The organism is Mycolicibacterium vinylchloridicum, from assembly GCF_013404075.1.
GTDB classification, from domain to species: Bacteria; Actinomycetota; Actinomycetes; order Mycobacteriales; family Mycobacteriaceae; genus Mycobacterium; species Mycobacterium vinylchloridicum.
Window position 1 is genome coordinate 41103 of the sequence record NZ_JACBJQ010000034.1, and the last position, 19423, is coordinate 60525.

Annotated in this window: 18 protein-coding genes, 1 other RNA gene and 1 pseudogene; 9 read left to right on the plus strand and 11 right to left on the minus strand. The window is 65.9% G+C overall.

Features of this window, described 5'->3' with window-relative positions; genetic code table 11:
- Positions 1-2: 2 nt before the first annotated feature.
- Both smpB and HPC46_RS23945 read left to right on the plus strand, forming a co-directional pair.
- Positions 3-491: an SsrA-binding protein SmpB gene (gene smpB, locus HPC46_RS23940; RefSeq protein ID WP_179474589.1), complete on the plus strand. Its 489-nt coding sequence runs from the start codon at positions 3-5 to the stop codon at positions 489-491.
- Entirely contained in the window at positions 488-1333 is an 846-nt protein-coding gene (locus tag HPC46_RS23945) for an EamA family transporter (protein WP_407665552.1), read from the plus strand. The genes smpB and HPC46_RS23945 overlap by 4 nt, the downstream gene beginning before the upstream one ends.
- Positions 1334-1427: 94 nt before the next feature.
- Here the strand turns inward: HPC46_RS23945 and HPC46_RS23950 are convergent, their stop codons facing one another.
- From HPC46_RS23950 to HPC46_RS23960, 3 genes are read right to left on the minus strand one after another with little or no spacing between them, the layout of a single operon-like run.
- Positions 1428-2609, minus strand: a complete 1182-nt coding sequence (locus tag HPC46_RS23950) for a sulfotransferase family protein (RefSeq protein WP_179474590.1) — start codon at positions 2607-2609, stop codon at positions 1428-1430.
- Positions 2606-3688 carry a DUF1214 domain-containing protein gene (locus tag HPC46_RS23955; protein WP_179474592.1) on the minus strand — a complete coding sequence of 361 codons (1083 nt, stop codon included), beginning with the start codon at positions 3686-3688 and terminating at the stop codon, positions 2606-2608. The genes HPC46_RS23950 and HPC46_RS23955 overlap by 4 nt, the downstream gene beginning before the upstream one ends.
- Before the next feature lie 7 nt (positions 3689-3695).
- Complete coding sequence (locus HPC46_RS23960) at positions 3696-4286, minus strand: TetR family transcriptional regulator (RefSeq protein WP_179474594.1); 591 nt, start codon at positions 4284-4286, stop codon at positions 3696-3698.
- Between the two features lie 184 nt (positions 4287-4470).
- Here HPC46_RS23960 and ssrA point away from each other — a divergent pair.
- Positions 4471-4837: a transfer-messenger RNA gene (ssrA, locus tag HPC46_RS23965) on the plus strand.
- Between the two features lie 73 nt (positions 4838-4910).
- Here the strand turns inward: ssrA and HPC46_RS23970 are convergent.
- A complete protein-coding gene (locus HPC46_RS23970; protein WP_179474596.1) occupies positions 4911-5165 on the minus strand; it encodes a hypothetical protein in 255 nt (84 codons plus the stop codon).
- Positions 5166-5282: 117 nt separating this feature from the next.
- Here HPC46_RS23970 and HPC46_RS23975 point away from each other — a divergent pair, with 117 nt between their 5' ends.
- The gene (locus HPC46_RS23975) at positions 5283-6239 is read left to right on the plus strand and encodes a cutinase family protein (RefSeq protein ID WP_179474598.1); all 957 of its coding nucleotides are present in this window, start codon (positions 5283-5285) and stop codon (positions 6237-6239) included.
- Positions 6240-6249: 10 nt separating this feature from the next.
- Here the strand turns inward: HPC46_RS23975 and HPC46_RS23980 are convergent, their stop codons facing one another.
- Entirely contained in the window at positions 6250-7410 is a 1161-nt protein-coding gene (locus HPC46_RS23980; protein WP_005141036.1) for an LLM class flavin-dependent oxidoreductase, read from the minus strand.
- 102 nt (positions 7411-7512) lie between these two features.
- Here HPC46_RS23980 and HPC46_RS23985 point away from each other — a divergent pair, with 102 nt between their 5' ends.
- Entirely contained in the window at positions 7513-8967 is a 1455-nt protein-coding gene (locus HPC46_RS23985) for an SDR family NAD(P)-dependent oxidoreductase (protein WP_179474600.1), read from the plus strand.
- Here the strand turns inward: HPC46_RS23985 and HPC46_RS23990 are convergent.
- A complete protein-coding gene (locus HPC46_RS23990) occupies positions 8950-9237 on the minus strand; it encodes a hypothetical protein (protein WP_179474602.1) in 288 nt (95 codons plus the stop codon). The two genes, HPC46_RS23985 and HPC46_RS23990, sit on opposite strands and share 18 nt — an antisense overlap.
- Positions 9238-9443: 206 nt before the next feature.
- On the opposite strand from HPC46_RS23990, the gene HPC46_RS23995 reads away from it, so the two are divergent.
- A complete protein-coding gene (locus HPC46_RS23995; RefSeq protein WP_179474604.1) occupies positions 9444-11003 on the plus strand; it encodes a B12-binding domain-containing radical SAM protein in 1560 nt (519 codons plus the stop codon).
- Here HPC46_RS23995 and HPC46_RS24000 read toward each other — a convergent pair.
- Positions 11000-11827, minus strand: coding sequence for a GAF and ANTAR domain-containing protein (locus tag HPC46_RS24000; protein WP_179474606.1), 828 nt, complete (start codon positions 11825-11827; stop codon positions 11000-11002). The genes HPC46_RS23995 and HPC46_RS24000 overlap by 4 nt on opposite strands.
- A 47-nt stretch (positions 11828-11874) precedes the next feature.
- Positions 11875-13269, minus strand: a complete 1395-nt coding sequence (locus tag HPC46_RS24005; RefSeq protein WP_179474607.1) for a glycoside hydrolase family 183 protein — start codon at positions 13267-13269, stop codon at positions 11875-11877.
- Positions 13270-13442: 173 nt separating this feature from the next.
- Between HPC46_RS24005 and HPC46_RS24010 the strand changes: the two genes are divergently transcribed.
- Positions 13443-13916, plus strand: coding sequence for a hypothetical protein (locus HPC46_RS24010; protein WP_179474609.1), 474 nt, complete (start codon positions 13443-13445; stop codon positions 13914-13916).
- 153 nt (positions 13917-14069) lie between these two features.
- Here the strand turns inward: HPC46_RS24010 and HPC46_RS24015 are convergent, their stop codons facing one another.
- Both HPC46_RS24015 and HPC46_RS24020 read right to left on the minus strand, forming a co-directional pair.
- Complete coding sequence (locus HPC46_RS24015; protein WP_179474611.1) at positions 14070-15404, minus strand: reverse transcriptase family protein; 1335 nt, start codon at positions 15402-15404, stop codon at positions 14070-14072.
- Entirely contained in the window at positions 15397-17460 is a 2064-nt protein-coding gene (locus HPC46_RS24020) for a hypothetical protein (protein WP_179474613.1), read from the minus strand. Before HPC46_RS24020 ends, HPC46_RS24015 begins: the two co-directional genes overlap by 8 nt.
- A gap of 87 nt (positions 17461-17547) precedes the next feature.
- On the opposite strand from HPC46_RS24020, the gene HPC46_RS24025 reads away from it, so the two are divergent.
- Positions 17548-18303, plus strand: a complete 756-nt coding sequence (locus HPC46_RS24025; RefSeq protein ID WP_233716609.1) for a ribonuclease T2 family protein — start codon at positions 17548-17550, stop codon at positions 18301-18303.
- A 118-nt stretch (positions 18304-18421) separates the two neighbouring features.
- The gene (locus HPC46_RS24030; RefSeq protein ID WP_325096753.1) at positions 18422-19267 is read left to right on the plus strand and encodes an extracellular catalytic domain type 1 short-chain-length polyhydroxyalkanoate depolymerase; all 846 of its coding nucleotides are present in this window, start codon (positions 18422-18424) and stop codon (positions 19265-19267) included.
- Between the two features lies 1 nt (position 19268).
- Here HPC46_RS24030 and HPC46_RS35125 read toward each other — a convergent pair.
- Positions 19269-19423: pseudogene (locus HPC46_RS35125) on the minus strand (LLM class F420-dependent oxidoreductase); the annotation flags it as partial.

Here is a 19423-nt window from a genome sequence, read left to right on the forward strand (position 1 = left end):
CCGTGGCCAAAAATCCGGACAAGAAGCCCGATCGCAAAGTCGTTGCCACCAATCGCAAGGCGCGGCATAACTATTCGATCCTCGACACCTACGAGGCCGGCGTCGTGCTGCAGGGCACCGAGGTCAAGAGTCTGCGTGAGGGCCACGCGTCGTTGGCCGACGCGTTCGCGACCGTCGACGACGGCGAGATCTGGCTGCGCAACCTGCACATCCCCGAGTATCACCACGGCACCTGGACCAATCACGCGCCGCGGCGCAACCGCAAGCTGCTGTTGCACCGCAGCCAGATTGACACGCTGGTCGGCAAGATCCGTGACGGCAACCTGACCTTGGTGCCGCTGTCGCTGTACTTCAACGACGGCAAGGTGAAGGTCGAGCTGGCGCTGGCGCGCGGTAAGCAGGCCCACGACAAGCGGCAGGACCTCGCCCGCCGAGATGCCGAGCGCGAGGTGATCCGCGAGCTCGGCCGGCGGGCCAAGGGCAAGCTCTGATCGGGGTCCTGCTCGCGCTGGCATCGGCAATCGGTTACGGCGTCAGCGATTTCGTCGGGGGTATCGCGGCGCGGAGGGTCGCGGCCCTGCGGGTCGTATTGGTGTCCTACCCGCTGGCGATGGTCATGCTCGGGATCGTGGCGGTCGGGGTCGGTGGCACTGTGTCCGAGCCGGCGGTGGTCTGGGGTCTGCTGTGCGGGGTGAGTCAGGCGTTCGGTGTCTGGTGGTTCTATGCCGCGCTGGGTGCGGGCCCGATCTCGGTCGTCTCGCCGCTGACCGCGGTCCTCGTCGCCGCTGTGCCGGTCAGCGTGGGACTGGCGATGGGGGAGCGGCCCGGCGTCATCGCGGGAATCGGAACGGTGTTGGCCTTGATCGCCGTCGTCCTGGTCAGCCGTGAAGCCACCGATGAGGATGTGCGCCCGCACCGGTTCACCCTGACGGTGGCGTGGCTGACCGTCGGCTCGGGTCTGGCGTTCGGACTCAATTTCGTGCTGCTGCACCAGGCCCCGACCGACGCCGGGATGTGGCCGCTGTTCTTCGCGCGCGTGTCGGCGACGGCCATCGTGTTCGTGGTGGCCGCGTTGAGCGGCAACTTCCATGTGCCGGGCGGGCTTCCGCTGAAGCTGGCGGTGGTGGCGGCGCTGCTGGATACCGGCGCGAACGTCGCGACGCTGCTGGCCCTCCAGGCCTCGATGCTGTCGCTGGCCAGCGTGCTGATGTCGCTCTACCCGGCGGCGACGGTGCTGCTGGCCATCGTGGTACTACGCGAGCGGGTCACCCGCTGGCAGGTGCTGGGGATGGTGCTGGCGCTGATTGCGGTCGGGCTGATCGCGGCACGCTAGCCCATCGTGCGCGACCGTGCGTGTCTGCGCGCGACACCCGGACAGTTGCGAGCATTTCGCGCACGCTCGCGGCTGACTTGCTCTTCGCGGTTCGCTAGCGCAGTGTCTCGCTGGGCACGTTGAAGCGCTCCTGGTAGGCGCGAACCTTCTCGCGGAGCTCTGCGGCGTCGAGTCCGGTATCGGCCCAGGTGTACCGATTGCCGCCACCGTCGCCGGGATTCTCCGAAAGGTGGTCGCGCATGCGCTGTTCGGCAACCGGCGTCAGTTCTCGGCCCAGCCGAGCGTAGATCGTCCTGATCGTGGCGAACGGGTCGCTCATGAAATCGGCGAACTGCACGTCGATGATCCGGTCCTGTGCGATCACGCCGTCGTCGATCATCTTCATGGTGCGTTCGAGCCCCAACAGCGTGTCGGAACTGCACAGCTCGGCGGCACGCTGGACCGATGCGCTGTCGCTGGCGAGCTTCTGAAGGTGCGCGATCAGGGCGCTGATCGAGGAGATGACCACCAGCGGATCACGGTGTGTCTGAACCAGAATCGCATCGGGATATTCGGCGAGCAGCTTGTCCAGCTGCCAGGTGTGGGCCGGGCTCTTGAGCAGCCACTGGCCGGGAACACCAGATTGCAGGTGCTGCAGGTAGGTGCGGTGATAGCGGTAGGCGGCGCTGTGGTCGGCCTCGTAGTTGAGCCAGTGGGCGTAGTTGGGCAACCGGTACTGCGTGTTGAAGATCATGCTGCAGAACGTGCCTGCCGTGATCCGGACGCATTCCTGGCCGCCGCGCGCGCTCATCGGATGGAACTTCATGAATCCGGGCATCAGCTGTTCGGTCATCTCCAGCTGCGCCTGGGTTTCGGCGATCCGCGGGTCGGTCTCGTAGGTCTCGGGCTGGGGGACCGGGAAAGGGTTGTCGACCTCCCAGGTGAGCGGCGCCCGCAGGTCGGGATCCTGGGTGAGCAAGTCGTAGAGGATCGTTGTGCCGGTGCGTGGTTGGCCGAGGATGAAGATCGGCTGCTCGATCCGCTCGTCGGCGATCTCGGGATGTTGCTTGCGCCAGTTGGTGATCTGCAGTCGGTTGCGCAGCGGCACGAGGATGTCGGCCGCGGCGATCTCCACACCCAGCGGGGACAGGTCGGCCTCGGCGACGAAGTCGTCCACCAACCGGGCCAGGTTCTCCCGCCAACCGTCGTCGACGCCGAAGTCGTCACTGCCGGCCAGCTCACAGGCCTGCTCGATCATCTTGTCCGGATCAAGCCGGGCCTCGACCGCACTGGTCATCGCTGTATCTCCTTCTCCAGCAGGCGAACTGTCACGTCGGGGGCATTCGGGTTGTCCAGCCATCGCACGATCACGAATCCGCGTCCGCGTCCGCCGGTGTCCAGCCAGTGGCCGTCGCCGATGTCCTCGGCGCCGATCGTCAATCGGACGAAGCCGTCCGGGTCGGCGCTGACGCCCTTGTTGGTCACCGAGCTGTTGCGCACCAGAGGTTCGAGGCATTCGTGCCAGATGCTCTCCAAAGTGACTGACCAATAACGGGTTTCGGGAGGCTGGAAGATCAGTTGCAGGCTCTGGTTCGGCTCGAGGTCGAACATGCCGAGCATGTAGAGGTTGTCCGGGGTGGTGTTCTCGCCGCCCAGATTCTCCGCGCCCGACGTGATCAGGATGTTGGGGGTGTCCAACAGGTCTGGCCGCACGGTGCGATGCAGGGTGGTGAGTTTGACGATGGTCCAGCCCATCGCGGTGAGCTGGCCGGCCAGCACCTCGTCGCTCAGCGGGGCCGGCGGCGGCGCCTCGCCGAGAAGTGAGATATCCAGCTGGACCGGGATTTCGGTGGTCGGATCGGCGATGTAGTCGCGGACCACGATCGAGGTGGCGTCCTCCGGGATCTCGATGAACTGGGCGCCGGCCAGGTCACTGTCGGCCGGGCGGGTGGCGGCGAAGACGACCTCGAACCGGCCGCCCTCGTCGAGATGCAGATCGCGGTCGGAGAGGTAATTGCTCATCCGGCGCGGGTTCATCCCGGTGCCGGCCAGCACCTGCAAGCCCAGATAGGTGGAGGTGCCACGGGTACCGGTGACGCGGTAGGCGCGGTCACCGCTGATCATCGCCAGCGGGTAGGCGCCGTGCGGATTGGGTCCGCCGACGAAGCGGAATGGGGTGCACATGTCGACGAAGCGCGGATAGTCGGGGTCGACGTCGACGGACAGTTCGGTGCACAGGGCGCTCACCCGGTTGAGGACGCGCAGCCCCTCGAGCAGTTCGCGTTCGTCGCGGGCGTCCTCGGTGATCTGGCCGGTCAGGTCGTCGAGGACCTTGCGGACGAATCCCCATGCCTCCAGGGACTTTTCGCCACTCATGTGCTCCTCATTCCTTGTCTGGGCACGGGGCCATCGAGTTGACCGCGCGGGAGATCCGATCCGACAGCGATCCGCCGTCGCGTAACCAGTCGTCGATGGAGATCCGGACCGATGCCATCGCCAAGGCGCCGATCAGTCGCGGGCGGGGGTCGTCGACGGTCAGATCGGGCAGCCGGGGGGCGATCGCCTCGGCAATGGCCGTCTCGAAGTTCAAGTAGCACAACAGCGTCCAGGCGCGCAGGCTCAGCGAGTCGCGGGTCTGGCGTTCGATCTCGGCGATGTTGTCTTCGACGAGCGCGAACCCCGGGGTGAGTTCTGCGAAAGCGGCGGTGAGCGCCTCGTTGACCGAGAGTTCGGCGGGCTGGCGGAGCAGGGCATCGGTGATCGCGGCAATCCAGGTCGAGGTGAACCCCTCGGCGACGGCGTACTCCTTGGACTCGAAGTACCGGAAGAACGTCGCGCGGGCGACATCGGCTGCTTCGGCGATCTGGTCGGCAGTGGTGGCGCTCAGCCCGTTCTGCATGACCAGGTGGGAGGCCGCGGCGGCGATGCGTTCCCGGGTTCGCTGCCGCTTCCGGACCCGCAGTCTTTCAGACACCGTCTCACTGTAGACAGAGTCTCATTTTCTGGTGTGCCTTTTCGCCCAAACCGACACATCGCAGAAGAAGTCCCAGGAGGCGTCCTGCGGAACGTCGACCTCGACGCACGGATTAATCCACTTCAGTCCGGGGTTATAACTCGCGTACCATTGGATGTCCGGTCGAACCTCGGCCGGGGTGCGAGGGGCTGAACGGTTTCGACTTCGCGCATCGAATCAAGGGAAGCGTGCCGGTGCAGGCAAAGACCACCGTAAGCGTCGTTGCAACCAATTAAGCGCCGATTCCAATCAGCGCGATTACGCTCTCGCTGCCTAAGCGAAGCTAATCCGTCAGACCGGGAGAGCCCTCGACCCGGACCCTGGCGTCATCTAGAGGGACCCACCCACGGGTTCGGTCGCGGAACCTGTGGGGACATCAAACAGCGACTGGGATCGTCATCCCGGCGAGTCCGCGAGACCGGGAGATCCAAGTAGAGGCATAGCGGACTGCGCACGGAGAAGCCTTGAGGGAATGCCGTAGGACCCGGGTTCAATTCCCGGCAGCTCCACCGAACCGAAGAAGGGCCAGGACGAAAGTCCTGGCCCTTCTTGTGTCGGCACCTGGGTCAACGAATGCGCCGACAGTCATCCGTACTTCACGAACAGGGCCATCGCGTCGTCGATCTTCTGGCGGACGAACTCGTTGTCGTGCCCGCGCATGGCCAGGCCGGCGCTGTAGCCGGTCAGTCGAACGACCAGGTCGACGGGGTTGTCGACCTCCAGGAGTGCGGTACGAAGCCCCACCTCCCAGGGGCCGTCGAGTTTCACGCCGTCGAAGCGGCGTTTCACTTCGTCGTAGAGGGTGTTCCACGCGCGGTCGCGATCACTCGGGACGGTCATCGCGCGAGCCTAGGTAGTGCACTACGCAACAGTCATGCGTAGTCGACCACTCTAAAATTGACGGAGTGATCCCCGGCACAAAAGTTTGCCGCTGCTGGGTACGGGGTAGAGACGAGAATGCCGTCTCGCTGCACACGTGGGTCTCGCGCGGGCACCGCGCGATCTCCCCGACGTTGGCTCGGCGTCGGCGCTTCGGCACTCGTGACCGCCGGCGTCCTGCTCGTCGCCCCCACCGCGCCACCGGTCGCCTCAGCCGCCGACTGCCCCGACGTCGAGGTCATCTTCGCGCGCGGCACCGATGAGCCCGCCGGCATGGGCCGGGTCGGTGATGCGCTCGTCGACTCGCTGCGCAAACAGACCGGCGGCCTGAACATCGACACCTACGCGGTGAACTACAAAGCCAGCAAGTTGCAGCTCCACGGCGGCGACGGCGCCAAAGACACCATCGCCCACATCAAGTCCACGGTCTCGGCCTGCCCCGACACCAAGATCGTGCTGGGCGGCTACTCGCAGGGCGCAAGCGTGATGGACATCGTGGCCGGCGTTCCGGTGGGCGGCATCCCCTGGGGTGATCCGCTGCCGCCGCAGTACGCGACCAACATCGCAGCGGTCGCGACCTTCGGCGACGTCGCCACGCGGACCGGTCAGGCGCTGCCGACCACGAGCACCCTGCTCGGGGCCAAGGCGATCGATCTGTGCAACCCGGCCGACCCGATCTGTCACGCCGGTCCGGGCAACGAATGGGCCGGTCACACGCAGGGCTACGTGCCCGGATACACCGACCAGGCGGCGGCGTTCGTGGCGGCCAAGTTGTTGGCCGGCTACACCCAGCACCTGCCCGGTTACGGGCCGCCGCCGGGAACCGGCTCGGCATCGATGGGATATGGCCCCGCGATCATGGGGACCGACCCCGACACCGCGATGCACGGTCCGTCAAACGGATACACCGCCGAGACGCCGGCGTACGGTCCGCAGGCGCCGGGGCCCGGCCCATCGGCGGTCGGGCCAACTCCGTCGACGGTCACGCCGACGTCGCCGTCGTCTCAAACCCCGCTGGCCGCCGAGGCCCGCTGACCAGGCCGCCCTAGCGCGCCGCCTTCTTCGCTTCCTGCTCGGCGGCATGGTCTTCGATCGCCTTGCCGATGGCATGCGCGGCGCGATCCACGAACTCCGTCCCGCTGCCGGTCACCCAGTCGCGTGAGGCCTCCGGCCCCTCGAGTTGGCCGGTGAAATGCGGCATCACGTACTGCGCGAACAATTCGTAGCTGTGCAGCTTTGCCGCCGGCGGTGCCCAGTCGTGATCGAAGAGCAGGAACGCGCCGAAGCCGCCATTACTCGCCTCGACCAGTTCGGAGATCTTGGCGACGGCGTCCTCGGGCGTACCGATGACCGCGAAGCCCGATTCGCGGTTGTTGGCGATGATCTCGGCCGCGGTGTCGCCCTGCACCGGACCCGCGGGCAGGATGTGGCTGAAGTAGCGGGAGAACTCTGCGATGCCGTACTCGACGTCACGCTCGGCCTGCTCGCGGGTGTCGGCGAGGTGCATCGGCCCGACGAGCCGCCACTTCGAGCGGTCGGCGACGTGCCCGTTCTCCCGCGCCACGTCCTCCCACGTCGCCCAGTGGTGGGCCAGAAGGTCCATGCCCTGCTTCGCGGTCGCCGCGATCGACAGCATGCCGATGCCGTGCTTGCCGGCGCCGCGCGGCCCGGTAGGCGAAAAGGACGCTGCGACAGCAACATCGAAGCACGGATCGCTGTAGGGCTTCAGCTGCAGGCGTGCGTCTTGGAGGGTGAACCCGTCGGTGTGCATGGTCACGGTCTCGCCGCGCAGCAGCCGCATGATCGCGTCGAGACACTGTTCCATGCGCGGGCGCTGCTCGTCGGCGGGGATGCCGAGCATGTGCGCGTCCGATGTCAGCTGTCCCGGGCCGCAGCCCAGCATCGCCCGGCCGCGGGTGAGGTGATCGAGCAGCACCATGCGGTCGGCCAGCATCAACGGATTGTGGTAGGGCAGTGAGCTCACGCCGGTGCCGAGCTTGATGTGCTTGGTGCGCTCAGCGGCAACGGCGATCACGACCTCGGGTGAGGCGATGATCTCGAATCCCGCGGAGTGATGCTCGCCGATCCAGGCTTCCTCGAATCCCAGGCGATCCATCGCCACGATCAGGTCGAGGTCCCGCTCGATCGCCAGCGTGGGGTTCTGCCCCGTCGGGTGGAAGGGGGCCATGAAGCTACCGAAGCGCATACGCCCGCACGCTACCGGGTGAGCACCGAATCCAAGCCCCGACGACGCTGCAGGGGCCTTCTCGATGCAGGACTTACGTCGAGTACGCCCTATTCTTCCGTGGTGAGCGCGATCGACCCGGACAAGCTCAGCACCTGCCTGCAGGTGCTGTCTGACGTCGAATCGTTGCCGCCCGAGCACCCCGATGCCGTCGCCGTGCGTCGGGCAACAGCGGCCATGTTCAAGTCGGTCAAGAAAGCCCGCCGCGCCGCCAAACGCGACGAGGTGTCGGCCGCCGACCGTGCCGTCATCGCCGCCACGGCCACCGGGGCCCCCGGACGTATCGATGACGAAACCGCTGGCCTGCCCCTGGTGTCCAACGTGGTCGGGGCCAGCGCGGGAACGCTGATCCGCTCGCGCGCCTGCTACATCTGCAAGAACCACCACACGGTGGTCGACGCGTTCTATCACCAACTCTGCCCGGACTGCGCCGCGCTGAACCGCGCGAAACGCGACGCTCGCACCGACTTGACCGGGCGGCGGGCTCTGCTCACCGGTGGCCGCGCCAAGATCGGCATGTACATCGCGCTGCGGCTGCTCCGCGATGGCGCCCACACGACGATCACCACCCGTTTTCCGAACGACGCCGTGCGCCGCTTCGCCGCGATGCCCGACAGTGCCGACTGGCTGCACCGGCTGCGGATCGTCGGGATCGACCTGCGCGACCCCGCTCAGGTCGTCGCGCTCGCGGACACCGTGGCCGCCCAAGGCCCGCTGGACATCCTCATCAACAACGCCGCGCAGACCGTGCGCCGGGCACCCGGCTCCTACGCGGCACTGGTCGAGGCGGAGCGGTCCCCGGCGCCGGAACTCGTCGACGTGGTCACCTTCGACCGGGTGAGCGACGCCCATCCGGCAGCCCTCGCCGGCAGCCTCGCCGAGCACCAAAGTCCGCACGCTCCATCGATTCCCGGGTCGCTTCGCTCCTGCCCGCCGGTCACAGAACTCGCCCTCGTCGCCCGCAGTGCCTCTCCGGAGCGGATCGCCGCGGGCACCGCGATCGACGCGGGTGGTCTGCTGCCCGACACCGCGCCAATCAACAGCTGGACGCAGCGCGTGGACGAGGTCGACGCGATGGAACTGCTCGAGGTTCAGCTGTGCAACCAGACCGCGCCGTTCATTCTGGTGAGCCGTCTGCGCGCCGCGATGGCCGCATCGCCCGCGCGCCGCAAGTACGTCGTGAACGTGTCTGCCATGGAGGGTCAGTTCGGCCGGGCGTACAAAGGCCCGGGGCATCCGCACACCAACATGGCCAAGGCCGCCCTGAATATGCTCACTCGCACCAGCGCCGGTGAAATGCTCGAGAAGGACGGCATTCTCATGACCGCCGTCGACACCGGCTGGATCACCGACGAGCGACCGCACCCAACCAAGCTGCGGCTCGCCGAAGAGGGTTTCCATGCCCCGCTCGACCTTGTCGACGGGGCCGCCCGCGTGTACGACCCGATTGTCCGGGGCGAGTTGGGCGAAGACCTGCGCGGGTGTTTCCTGAAGGACTACTCACCGAGCCCCTGGTAGCTTCCGGCGAAGCTGCAAGGCCGCGACAGTGAGCGGATTGTCCAACCGCCGGGGCAGGACGAGGCTGCGCGCGACGGTCCGGCCCAGCCGGTGGCGCAGCACCGAGGCCCCGACGAAGCCGGTGACCACGCCGAGGGCGAAGTATCGACGCGCATGGTGCTGTCGCCGCTGACGCACGACGCCCGCGACGTATCCACCCACAGCGGCCAGCGCGGCGATCGCGATCAGCAGGCAGCACAGAGCTCCTACCGGATCCACGTCTGCGATCACACCACCCTCTGGACCAAATCTGCAGTGCCCACGAAAGGTCGTGACCGAACCGAGGACGCAGCGTTACCGTCAACGGGGAAGAGACTCCATCCGGGCCTCGTCCCAACAATGTGCGATTGACTCGTTTCGCCAGGTCATGTTGCTAGGCTCCGCATGGCAAGCAACGCCACCTGACGTCTTACGGGTTCGATTCGGAGCAGACGACTGTGGCAAACATTGTCATCATCAATCCCCGGTTCGAGGTGTCCTACTGGGGCCTGGAGCACGCGTTGGCGCTGCTCGGCAAGAAATGCAACGTCCCGACGGCTTGCCTGCCGCTGCTGGCCGCGTTGACCCCCGCCGAGCACCACGTGACGCTCATCGACGAGAACGTCGAGGAGATCGACTTCGAGAAAGTCGCCCAGGCCGACATCGTCGGCCTGACCGGCATGATCGTTCAGCGCCAGCGGATGCGCGAGATCCTGGGCGAGCTCAAAGCCCGTGGCGTCTTCGTCGTCGTCGGCGGTCCGTGGGTCAGTGTGCAGGAGGACTACTTCGACGGCCTGGCCGACGCCATCTTCGTCGGCGAAGCCGAGACCACCTGGCCGCAGTTCCTCGACGACTGGGCGCACGGCCGGCACCAGTACCGCTACGAGCAGGCCGACCGCACCGACATGACACAGGTCCCGGTGCCCCGCTACGACCTGCTCAAGACCAAGAACTACGTCTTCGGCAGCATCCAGTTCAGCCGCGGCTGTCCGTTCCAGTGCGAGTTCTGCGACATCATCGTCACGTTCGGCCGCAAGCCCAGGTTGAAGACCAGTGCTCAGGTGATCGCCGAACTGGAGGCCATGCGCAAAGCGGGCCTGTCGATCGGGTTCATCGTCGATGACAACCTGATCGGGAACAAAGCCGCCGTGAAGGTGCTGCTGGCCGATGTCCACGAGTGGCAGGAGCGCGAAGGATATCCGCTGCAGTTCTTCACCGAGGCGTCACTGAACCTCGCCGAAGACGACGAGTTGATGGAGTTGATGGTCGCCGCCAACATCACGGTGGTTTTCATCGGCATCGAGAGCCCGAACGAAGACTCGCTGAAAGAGGCGAAGAAGTACCAGAACGTGAAGAAGGGCGGCACGATCGTCGACCGCGTCCGCAAGGTGCAGGACTCCGGGCTGGAAGTCTGGTGCGGAATGATCGTCGGCTTCGACAACGACGATGCCCGAATCTTCAAGGAACAAGCCGAATTCATCAACCAGACCGACATCATGCACGCGATGGTCGGCATGCTCGCGGCCATCCCGAAGACGCCGTTGCATGCGCGCCTGAAGAACGAGGGCCGACTCGATCTCGACGACGAACAGACCTTCGGCACCAATGTGATTCCACTGAACATGAGCCGAGATGAGTTGCGCGACGGCTACATCGCCCTGATGCGCGACCTGTACGATCCCGATTCGTACTTCGAGCGTCTCGAAAATCTCTATCTCACACGCGAATTCGACTTCGGGCGGGCCCGCAATGCGTACCTGCGCGAGCATCCGTGGCGCCGCAGAAAAGCGCAATTGCTAGACGGCGGACGGGCTTTCGGCCTGTTTGTGCTGCTGATGAAGAACGTGCCGGATCCACACCTGCGGCAGGTCTACCGGCGTCGGATGTGGAAGATGCTTCGGAGCCGGCCGGATCCGGGCGTCCTGTTCGTCAGCGTGGTCAAGTGCGCGACGCACTACCACCACTACACGATGTCGCGGGAGATGTCCGAGCGCCGAACGCTGGTCAATACCTTCTAGTTCTGCTCGCCGTTGCTGCCGGTGACCTTGTCCAGGAAATCCACGGCGAGAACGCGAACGGGCACGTTCGTCGCCTGACTCTGCACGCGCAACACATCGAACGCCTCGTCGGCGTCGATGCCGCGCATCGCCATCAGCACACCCTTGGCCTGCTCGATCGGTGCCCTGGTCTGCAGCACCCGCTGGATGGACTCCGCGGTGTCGTGCGCGGATTTGAACCGCGCGAAATCTCCGATCGCCCGGGACACCGCGGTGGTCAGCAGGTCGAGGATCTCGGCGTCCAGGCTGTCGAAGGCGTGAAAGTCCCGCCCGTACAGATTGAACGCCCCGAGCGTCTGCTCGTCGGTGAACAGCGGCGCGGCCAGGAAGCTGTTGACGCCCTCCGCGCGTGCGGCCGCGGCGAACGCCGGCCAACGCTGCATCGCTTCTTCGGACCCGAGCAACACGATGCTGCGGGTGCGCGCGGCGTGCAGGCACGGCCCGTCGCCGGCCGCGTACTGGTCGCTGTCGATACGCAGGGTGCGCTCGTCGGTGTGCACCGCGGTGTACGTCAGGCCGCCGAGGTCGATCGTGATGCCCGTGTAGTCGGCGCCGTCGATGGCCTCGTGCGCGATACCCGCGACGTGCTGCAACAAGGTCAACAGGTCGTCTTCGTCGGCGACGCTGCGGCCGGCGTCGACCAGCATCCGGCCCAGTGCTGCCGGGGAGATGGTCTTGCGGATCGCGGCGTCGACGACGATCTCGGCCGCCTGTTCGGTTTCGGCTCCATCCAGGACCTCGGTCGGGATGGAGTCTTCGACGCGTCGGTCGCTGGTGTCGTCCATGACCTTGAGTGTCCCACCGCTGGGCCATTTGGGTAGTAATTGGGCCGTCAGGGCAGCACAGTATGCATCAGCATCACGTTGTAGGCCGACCACAGCGAGAGGTTGTAGTACAACTCCCGGCCCGTCGACCACGGGTGCAGGAACGGCGCGTAGATGCCGCCCGGGATCTGCATGGAGGACACCAGCATCTGCTCGGGGCCCCACGGCCCTTGCGGCGCCGGCGCGGTGCGCATCACCACGTCGTTGTTGCCGTTGCAGTACAGCACCAGGTATTGCTTCAGATAGGTGTTGAACTGGGCCGACATCTCTCCGACCGGACCCGGGATCACCGGAGTCGCCGCTGCCGGGCTACCGGCCACCCACGAGTTGGTGTCGGCGTTCCAGTACTCGTACGTCGCCAGGTCCGGGATGGTGGCCGGGTTCACCCGTGCCACGTAGGCCGATCCGCCGCGCCCGTTGGGCGTTCCGAACGAGTAGATGTACGGGTCACCCGGGCCGGGCTTGAGGAACGCGCCCATCTGGAACTTCTCGTTGCCGTTGGTCGGCTGGCGGACGGTGTTGGGGTAGACACCCCAGGTCTCACCGTTGTCGGATGACACCGCGACGGCCGAGTAGTTCGTCGTCCACGCGCCGTAGTTGTCCCAGCTCTTGATGGACATGAAGTTCATGAACTGTTGCGACCCGACGGCGACACCGGAGGTCGGGATGATGCCCGTCTCCTCCGGCGCGCGGTTGATGCTGTTGACGACCTGCTTGGCGATACCGGGCCGCCACACCGGCGAGCCGGAGTACTTGTTGCCGACGGCGCCGTCGGGCACCGCGACGGTGTTGGCCAGCGAGCCGTCGGTACTGCGCATCAGCACGTTGTAGCGCCACTGCTTGCCAGGGATCTGACAGAAACCGTTCGTATCGCCGAACGCCATCAGAACCTGGCGGTGCGCGGGATCGCCGTTGTCCCACATGATTCCGAGGTCGGTGCCGGTGATCGCGAATTTCTGGATGGTCTGGTTCGGGCTGTCCGGGCCGGTCACCCAGCCGACGACCGAGGTACCTGCCGGCGCGGTCGACGGTGCCGGCGTCGCCGCGGCCGGTGCCGGTTGCGGCTGGGCGGGTGCGGGTTTGGGCGACGGAGCGACCGCGGCCTGCTTCTGCACCTGCCCCGCGTTCGGGATGAACGCATTGATAAGCATCTTGCCCAACGCCGGCAGTGGCGCTTGGTCATTCGCCCCGGCGGGCTTGTGCCCGATCGGGCGGTCGAAGGGCGCGATCGCCGATGGCTGTGGAATCTGGAACGCCTGGTTCGCTGCGGGTTGCGCTGCGGCAGAAGCGCCCTCGCACGGGTCGGCATTGGCCACCGGGGGCGTGACGCCTGTCGATGCGCACAGTCCGACGACAAGCGCCGAGGCCAGTGACAACGAAGGAATGCGGGGGCGCGGCGACACGACACACCTTTCGGGGCGGGACGTCGCTGTGACGTCTGTTATCCCATGTGACGATAGGGAGCCGTGAGTCCCTTGTGACCGGTCCTGTATCGATAGGTATCCATCCGTGACCGTGTCGCAACCTGGGAGGCCCCAGGTGGGCTACTGTGCGCATGACACCCAGAGGGGGACCCATGAGACGTGGAGCGTGTGCGATAGCGGCCGTTGCCGTGGTGATCGGGATTGCCGGCACGGCCTGCAGTAACTCTGACTCCAAATCGGGCACCGGCTCGGCGTCGCCGGCCAGCAGTGCGGCCCCGGTCGCGACCGACAAGCTTCCAGGCCTGGTGCCGACACCGGCCAACAGCCAGGAGACCAAGGGGCCGAACAACATCGCCGACGGCGGGATCCACCTGTTCTTCAAGGTCGACGGACCGCCGAATGATGTGATGACGGCCTACAAGGCGGCACTGCAGGACAAGGGCTGGTCGGTGACCACGATGGTCACCTCGGGCGGCGATGGCGGAGGGGGCGCCACCTACACCGGAACCAAAGACAGCGCCTACGGCGTGTTCGACGGGGGCGGCTACAACACCAACACCTTCCTCGACGTCTGTGTCTGGCCGGCCAAGCCCGAGAATCCCACCTGCAGCCGCGGAGATCGATGACAGGGCCTCGACGCGCAAGCGAGGGCGCGGGGAAAAACGAAAAAATGAAGGACTGAAAGCCACAGCCTCTGTGGTCCCTCGAGAAAGCCGCACCAGGCGGGGTCCGCGCACTCATAGGCATTGAATCGCATGCCGGTGCTCATGGCAAGGTCTTCACCGTTCGTTGCGCAGCTTTACCAACGACACCAAGCCCATCTCGCCTCGTAGTGCCGCCGGGGACACCACCCGAAAGCCCAGTACTCCCGGCCGCCCCGTGGCGGCCTGTACTATCTTGCGAGCGATGCGAAAGTCCAAGTCTTTCAACGTCCCTCGATCTGTTGTGCTGTCGAGCAAGGATGGCAGGCCGGCAACCGCAAAGGGGCTCGTCACATCCAGCATCACATTTGTGGCGGCGACGAGCTGACGAGCTCGCTCGGTGGGCGGCAGCCGACGGAGTCCGGCCGCAACCCCGTCGATTCGGGTGGCAACCCGCGCGACGAAGCGGCGCAGCCGGTGGGGGCCTACGGCCAGGGTGCCGGCGTGACTGACCGAGAGACCAAGTGAGTCGATGCGCCCGCGCCCACGATAGGCGGGATCGTCGGCGCACGTCTGACCCGTCGCGCTCAGCGCGGTCCGCAGTTCCTTCGTGAGCTTGCGTTTGACGCCCAGTTCATCGAGCAACGCGTCGATTCGCGCGTCCGCCTCGTGCAGTGCGGTCAGATCCGGGTGGGCGATCAGGAAGTCGTCGTTGTACCGGGCATAGAAAATGCCGTCGATGTCCAAGATCGCCTTGTCCATCGGTACGACGGCGAGGTCTGCGAGCATCGGGACGAGCGGGGTCCCCATGGCCACGCCATGTACCCGGGTGAATTGCGCGCCGTCCTGGTCGCGAACGACCGGGCGGGCCAGTCGGATAATGAGATCCCAAACATGTTGCGATACATTTCCATTCGAGCTACCAAGCCCCACCACCTCGCGCAGGATCGGCCACAGTGCGGCGTCGGGGCCGACCGGAAGATTATCGCCGTAGTGTTCGAAATCGGATTGCAGAACGTAAAGCGGCGGCCCCTTGTCGCCCACTTTCGTGCGGTGGGCACGGACAAAAGCGGCGAGGGATCGCATCGCTGTCACGTTGGTCTTGCCGGGTAGATAGGAGTAGACACCGGGAAGGCCGTAGCAGCAGGCATTGTGCGAGATGAGTTGGAACAGTGCTGATCCGACGACGTGGTCGGTGAACGTCGGCATGTGTGCGGCGCGCTGTTTCCCTTTACTGTCGAGGATCCACAGATCCACTGGCTGAGGCCGATATTCGTCGTTCGCCACGCTGCGGGCGATCACCCGGGAGAGCGTTCGCCGGTTGGTGGCTGTGTCGAAGTAGGTCACACCGTTGTCGTCGACCTCGCTGAACGTCATCCCGCGCTGTCGCTTCTTCGTGAAGATCCGGAGGATGGTGTCTTCGTATGTCTTCGGGTCGGCCAGGTGCCGTTCGATGTCTACGGGATCAGCCATCGCCGACTCGCTTTGCGGCCTCGCCGATCTGCGAGGCACGGACAATCGCGGCCATCTCCCTCGCGCGGTCCCTGTCAGGATCGGGCGGGGATACCAGCAGAACCCGGAGCACGCCCTGGCGGTAGATCGGCGTGAACCTGCGGTCGGACAACACGACGGTGGCGACGCCATCGTCGAGGCTCCGCGTGACAGCCGGCAAGGCCCTCACGAGAACGTCCGCGTCGAGGCGACGCATGTCGTCCGCGCCATCGAGGGTTACCAGATCGAAGACGATTCCGTCCGGGAAGAGTGAACGAAATTCGTGCGTCAGAGTCGCCAGATCCGTTGGGGCGGTCGCCAGGTCGACGTCTGGAATCCATTGGTGGAAGGCGTTGCGCCCGTCGTCGATCGGCGCCTGCGAGCAGGTACCGCGGTTGACCGCGCCTCCGCTGAGGGTTTGCAGCAGGAGGTGGGGCGGTGGGCCACACGAACCCTGCGGCGCACGTTCGTAGTAGGCCAGTTTCCTCGGCGAACGGAACGCCACATGCCCTTTGCCGTCAAACGATTGACGCAACAGCTGTACGGCGGCCGATCGTTGCTTGGTAGTGCACGATTCGGGGACCGCGATCTCGCCGACGCGCACCGGGCCGGGTTCGAGGGCCAGTTGGTGGAGCCAGTCGCCCAGGCTGAGCAGTGTGGGCAATGCGGGGTGCCGGCGGTCGCGCAGATGCTGCAGATTGATCAGCAGGATGAGCTGCAAGATCAACGCTGCGGTGACCTGGATGAGGTCGGAGGCGGGATTCGGCTTTATCCAGACCAGCCACAACAGCACGACCAGGAACAGGATGGTTGCCAGGTGGGTGCCGAACCGCCCATCGGCGAACAGACGGATCTGGTAGATGCCGATCACGCTGTGCACCACGAAAAGTGGGACGAGCGCGATCAGAAATGTTATCGGAACATCCTGCAGGACAAGCAGTCCGAGCGCGGCCGACAGCGCCCAGTAGTACAGCGAGACCATCGGCGTCATCCACAGCAGGTGGTGAAAGAACACCCGTCGGAGCTCGTGCAAGGCAGGAACACCACGTAGCCGAACGAGGTCGAAGTAGAAGATGCCGGCACTGTCGTACGTGCCGCGAAACAGCGGCAGCACCAGATAGAAGAATTGGAAGGCGTCGACATGCCGCCACGACGAGACGGCGGCGGTGAGATCGAAGGACCGCGTGCTGGTGCCGTAAATGCCGACGATCGCGAGAACCAGGACGGCGTCCAGCCGTAGCCCGAGACCGGACAACGTCGTCTTGATGCCCAGTAGCGGCGGGATTTTCGGAAGCGACCGCCAGAACCGCTGCCAGGGCGCCCGCAGGCTGGGGCGAAGCCCGATCACCCGATAGGTCTCCAGCGAGTAGTGGGTCGTGATCGCGATGGCGATGGCGTTCGACACGATGATCGCGACGATGACAGCGACCGCGGGGTAGTAGTAGAAGCCCAGGCTGATCACCCCCAACTGCACGACGGGGGACAGGAAGATCGACCAACGCGGTCGATAGACGCGCCGTGTGGCGTATACGCCGGAATGCAGTGCCCGAACCGGGAAATTGATGGCGAGCTCCGCCACGATGAGGAAGGCATACAGATGGGCGACGGGATCATGGCCCGACGGATGTAGCAACGCCAGGGCAAGAGCCCCGCCGATGGTCACGATCACCGTCACGATCACCGCCAGGACGAGCCAGCTGCCGATCTCGTATCCGGCCGCATCCCGTTCCCCTAATCGAGAGAACATGCGCAGTCGCTCGCGCATGACCTCCAGGAGTCCCCACCACGCGCCACCGACGATCAGACTGCCGACCCTCAGCATCATCACGGTGAAGGCCGCCATGCCGCCGAGGCTGGAAAGGATGAGGAAGAACTCGGCGACGTGGACGGCGAACTGTGCGGTGGCGAGCAGCAGCGGAAAGCGCAGGCGGTACGCCAAGTAGGTGAAGATCTGGCCGGTGAGGAGGCTGGCGTACAAGGAGGGCACCCGGTTGCGTCTGCCGGCCGTGCGTTCGAACCAGCGATCGATATCGTTCATCGCTGGGCACACTTCGGCAGCGGCACCTGCATGGCGACCTTTCGCAATCCGTCAACGTTGACGGGTGGTCGTGACAAGCTGTACCGCATGCGGCGAGGTGACGTGGCCGTATTGTCCATATCGGCCGCGCTGGGGGCGGTGGTGGTCGCGGCCGTCGTCGTCAGTGTGCTGGTCGTCGACCGCCCGCGTGAACCGTCCAAGGTCGAGACGACGACCAGCAGTTCGAGCTTGCTCGTGGTCACCTGGGGGCCAAGCCTCTGCAAAGTCGATCCGGCCAACCCGGGTTGCCGAAGCGGCCACGTCGGCGCATTGGGGCCGGCGTTGATCCTGCACGGGTTGTGGCCCCAGCCCCCGACTCAGCAGTTCTGCGGAGTATCGAAGAATGGTCAGCCCCCTGAGTTACCGGCGCTGCAACTACCGGCGGCGGTGCAGACGAACCTGCAGTCGATGATGTCGGACGCCTCGGTGATGGCGCCCCACGAATGGTCCGCGCACGGCACCTGCTCGGGTTTGCCGCCGGCGGACTACTTCACCATCGCCACCACGCTCGCGGCCCAGGTGACCGCCGCCCTCGACCCGGTGTTCAAGGGTGCCCAGGGCGGCCATGTCTCTCTGAGCGCAGTGCGCGACCGGTTGGACAGCGAGTTCGGCCGGGACGCCGGACAGCGAGCAGGTATGACCTGCCGCGAGGTCGGCGGCACCGGAATGCTCGCTTATGAAGTGCACCTTTCGCTTCCGCCGATCGCCGACTTGCGATCGGCTTCCGGCGACGTGTCGCTCGGTGAGCTGCTCGACAAGGGGCCGACGGTTTTCGCCGGCTGCCGGCGCGGGTTCGTGCCGTGAGCCGGCGGCGCGCGTGTTGTCGGCGACGTGACCAATAGGTGGCCGGCGCAGGACGCGGCCGCGATCCAACGTGGCCTACCGCCGGCTACAGTGCACACTGCTTCTTGTGCTCCGGCGTGTGATAGCAATCGTTGCTGCCTTTCTGTTCGTTTTCGCGGTTCCAGCCGCGCAGGCGCCCGCCAGTCCCGATCCGCCCGGTGCCATTACATTCGGTGGGATCCAGCGCACCTATCTCCTGCATGTGCCTGCGGGACTTGAGCATCCGAACGGATTGGTGCTGAACCTGCACGGTGGCAGCCAGACCGGGCCCAAGCAGTCGGCGCAGACCAACTTCAACGCCGTCGCCGATCGGTACGGTTTCGTCGTGGCCTACCCCAACGGCATCGATCTCAGTTGGGCCGACGGACGGGGTGCGTCGAAGCCCGATCGACAAGGGGTCGACGACGTCGGGTTCCTGGCGGCGCTCATCGGGCGGCTCACCCGCGCCTACCGCATCCCGCCCGGCCGGGTCTTCGTCACCGGAATGTCCGCGGGTGCGTTCATGACCAACCGGTTGGCCTGCGAGCGTGCGGACCTCGTGGCCGCGATCGCACCGGTGGCGGGCACGCTGGGCAGCGGCGTGCAGTGCAATCCGTCGAAACCCGTTGCGGTGCTGGCAGTTCACGGCACCAGCGACTCGGTGGTGCGCTATCGCGGCGGCCGGATGATCGGCCGTGGTGGAGCCAGCACCGTCGTGGCGGCGCCGACGATGGCCGACCGCTGGCTGGCCTTCGACCATTGCCCACCCGCGGTCCAGGCGCCCATCCCCGGCGGGGAACGCCTCTCCACCACCGGCTGCGCCGCCGGTACCGAAGTCGCTTTTGTCACGATCGACGGGTGGGGCCACACCTGGCCCACCGTCCCCAAAGCCAGATTCGACGCCTCGGCGGCCATCGGGCAGTTCTTCGCCGCCCACAGCCGCTGAGCTACACCAGGTCTGCGGCTTCGCGGATTTGTTCGGGGCTGCGGGCGCCGATGACCATCATGGTGACGCCGGCGGCTTCCCAGGCGGCGATCTGTTTGCGGACGTAGTCGATGTCGCCGACGATCGCCGAGTCGTCGACGAGTTCGTCGGGAACGG

Coding starts and splice junctions, on each gene's coding strand:
- HPC46_RS23950 (WP_179474590.1), bottom strand. CDS start 2,609: ATGACCAGTGCGGTCGAGGCCCGGCTTGATCCGGACAAGATGATCGAG.
- HPC46_RS23955 (WP_179474592.1), bottom strand. CDS start 3,688: ATGAGTGGCGAAAAGTCCCTGGAGGCATGGGGATTCGTCCGCAAGGTC.
- HPC46_RS23970 (WP_179474596.1), bottom strand. CDS start 5,165: ATGACCGTCCCGAGTGATCGCGACCGCGCGTGGAACACCCTCTACGAC.
- HPC46_RS23975 (WP_179474598.1), top strand. CDS start 5,283: ATGCCGTCTCGCTGCACACGTGGGTCTCGCGCGGGCACCGCGCGATCT.
- HPC46_RS23980 (WP_005141036.1), bottom strand. CDS start 7,410: ATGCGCTTCGGTAGCTTCATGGCCCCCTTCCACCCGACGGGGCAGAAC.
- HPC46_RS24000 (WP_179474606.1), bottom strand. CDS start 11,827: ATGGACGACACCAGCGACCGACGCGTCGAAGACTCCATCCCGACCGAG.
- HPC46_RS24010 (WP_179474609.1), top strand. CDS start 13,443: ATGAGACGTGGAGCGTGTGCGATAGCGGCCGTTGCCGTGGTGATCGGG.
- HPC46_RS24015 (WP_179474611.1), bottom strand. CDS start 15,404: ATGGCTGATCCCGTAGACATCGAACGGCACCTGGCCGACCCGAAGACA.
- HPC46_RS24020 (WP_179474613.1), bottom strand. CDS start 17,460: ATGAACGATATCGATCGCTGGTTCGAACGCACGGCCGGCAGACGCAAC.
- HPC46_RS24025 (WP_233716609.1), top strand. CDS start 17,548: ATGCGGCGAGGTGACGTGGCCGTATTGTCCATATCGGCCGCGCTGGGG.